We start from the raw sequence: 2,315 nt of genomic DNA, 5'->3' as shown, positions 1-2,315 counted from the left end.
GGACCGATGACCAAGGCTTTCCTGAGTCTTTCGGCTCTTCAATTAAGTAAACTGTCCCCGGAACTCCCTGCCTGCGAGCGCCGCCCCGCCGACGTAGCAGCACCGGCTCGTCCGCGTACTTCGCCCGGATGACAAGGGTGTCACTGGAACAGCACGGACAGGTCGACCGTCGTGCCGACCGGAAGGCCGGGCAGGGGGATCGGGGTCTTGAGGTCGAGGGTGTCCTGATCCTGATAGGTCCCGCCCTCCGGTTGGCGAAAGCGCAGCACCTGCCGGTGCCCGATGTCTACCACCCAGACCTCGATCAATTCGACCCTGTCGTCCTCGCCCAGAATGCCGGCCTCGCCCATGCGATGATAGTCCGCGACGGTGAACGACCAGCGGTGGACCAGCCTCTCGGCGGTGGCGGGCATGACGGGTTGCTCTCGTTTAAGTCACTGACCGGGGCTTTCATCTTCCGGGGCGGGCCGGTCTGGCTGCCAGGGCCCTTAGCCTAGAGCGGATGGCCGCAATCGGCAAGCTGCGGCGGCGCCGACCGTCAGTCAGTCAGTCAGTCGGGGCTGCCCGCCGGAGCGCCGGTAAGATGGGGCGTCAGAAGCAGCGCAGTGTCGACTCCGCCTGGATCTCCTTGAAGTGGGTCACGGCGTCTTTGGCCCAGGTGCTGCCCTTGTAGACCGCGTTGCGGCCGGCGCCTTCCATCTGCTGGAGGCGCATCAGGGTTTCGATGCGCTCGTAGTCCGCGTAGGGGATGGCGGCGGCGATGAAGTCGATGCTGCAGGAGCATTTGCGCAGGGTGTCGGGATTCTTGCCGTTGGCGATCATGCAGCCCAAGACATAGTCGGCGAGCGCGGTGGTGGGGTAGGGCGCGGGCTTGGGGGCGGCCGGTTCCGGGCCATCGGCGGCACTCACGCCGGCGATGACGGCGGCGAGCGCCAGGCCAAGGAGGGGGCTCAGGGGAATGGAGGTCTTGTACATGGGGGGCCTGTGGGTTTCGTAATCCGAACATGCGGACTGGTCCGCACATGAGCGCAAGTGAAGAGGGTCATCGCTGCGGCTGCCCCCGGGACCTTGTGGGAGCGGCTTCAGCCGCGACGAGCCTTGCAAGTTGCCGTGGCGTCACGGGTTACCGCGAGGGCGCGTCGCGGCTGAAGCCGCTCCCACAGCGTCGCTGCGCGACCCTAACGGGGCGACACGACCAGCAGGGCACCGCCAAGCGGGATCTGCTGTGTAAGGTACTTGGGGTGATTGGCGGTTCGACGTCAGTCGGGCGGGTTCCGGTGGTCAAAGGTCAGTTGTTCCTCGATCAGGGGCGCGTCACTGCCCGCGGACGGGACCCTGGTGCTGATCTGATAGAGCCCGCCGGGTACCTGCTCCGAGAACAGGAATTCATAGCCCTTGTCGGCGTAGTCCTTGAAACGCGCGCTGTTGGGGTCTCCGGCATAGGGCTTGAGGGTGATTCGCACGCCCTCGACCTCCTGGCCGCCGAGCGGGATCTTGACCGGCTCGCTCTGCGCTTTGGCGAAGGCGGCGCGCAGGCGATTGCGAAAGTAGCCACTGGCGCCCTCGGTCGCAGCGGCCAGTTCCTTGATGTCGCGCTCCAGGAACTGGATCGGCACCGGGTTGCCCCGGTAGGCGGTGGCGGGCTGAAAGTCCAGGTGGTGACCGTCGCTCAGGAAATCGAATTGCAGGTCACGCTTGCCGTCGTCCGCGACGTGTGTCACCGTGACGGTTACCCGGTCCTGGTAGTCAGGCAGGTCCTTGCCGTGACGGGTGAAGCGGTATTCCAGGACGCTCCCGGCGGGGACCTTCTGCATCAGGTCATTGGCGAAGACGAGCTGTTGGGCCTGAGTGAGTTTCGGGGCCGGTTCCTGGTCGACTTGGGGTGCCGCGGCCGGGGTTACATCAGGCGCGGCGGTCGCGGCGCCCGCCGCCAGGAGGGCGGCCAATAGTGCGGTACGGGTGGCTGATGCCGACATAAATGGACTCGTGATCATAGGGGCCGTTCGAGCGAAGGGCGTGGTGGTGCCGCGTGCGGCAAGCCATCGGTCGGTCGATGGCGCCGCGATCGTCGGGTGCGCCGCGCGCACCATGTCGCCAAGCGAAACCCTGGCCGTTGCGCTCAAACGCAGCGCTCATGGTGCGCGCGGCGCACCCTACGCCGGTGGTCCGAGCCGATGCGCCTGGCGTCAGCCGCCGAAGAGTCGCCCGAGCCAAGCGCGCACGCCTTGCGCCGGCGGCTCGGGTGGCGCCGCGGGGGGCGCTGCGCGGGTCGGCGCCGGCGCGAGCGCTGGCCTGGGGGCCGGACTCGGCGCGGC

Annotated in this window: 3 protein-coding genes; all 3 read right to left on the bottom strand. The window is 67.5% G+C overall.

Annotated features, from left to right (window positions below):
- Positions 1-140: 140 nt before the first annotated feature.
- The gene (locus QZY48_RS24790; protein ID WP_295436095.1) at positions 141-413 is read right to left on the bottom strand and encodes a Uma2 family endonuclease; all 273 of its coding nucleotides are present in this window, start codon (positions 411-413) and stop codon (positions 141-143) included.
- A 178-nt stretch (positions 414-591) separates the two neighbouring features.
- Positions 592-975 carry a hypothetical protein gene (locus QZY48_RS24785; protein WP_295436093.1) on the bottom strand — a complete coding sequence of 128 codons (384 nt, stop codon included), beginning with the start codon at positions 973-975 and terminating at the stop codon, positions 592-594.
- 284 nt (positions 976-1,259) lie between these two features.
- Positions 1,260-1,976, bottom strand: coding sequence for a hypothetical protein (locus QZY48_RS24780; RefSeq protein ID WP_295436091.1), 717 nt, complete (start codon positions 1,974-1,976; stop codon positions 1,260-1,262).
- Positions 1,977-2,315 lie beyond the last annotated feature (339 nt).

It is taken from the genome of uncultured Thiodictyon sp., assembly GCF_903828115.1.
Taxonomy (GTDB): Bacteria; Pseudomonadota; Gammaproteobacteria; order Chromatiales; family Chromatiaceae; genus Thiodictyon.
This window is presented reverse-complemented; position numbering and strand designations above follow the sequence as displayed.

Coding starts and splice junctions, on each gene's coding strand:
- QZY48_RS24785 (WP_295436093.1), bottom strand. CDS start 975: ATGTACAAGACCTCCATTCCCCTGAGCCCCCTCCTTGGCCTGGCGCTC.
- QZY48_RS24780 (WP_295436091.1), bottom strand. CDS start 1,976: ATGTCGGCATCAGCCACCCGTACCGCACTATTGGCCGCCCTCCTGGCG.
- QZY48_RS24790 (WP_295436095.1), bottom strand. CDS start 413: ATGCCCGCCACCGCCGAGAGGCTGGTCCACCGCTGGTCGTTCACCGTC.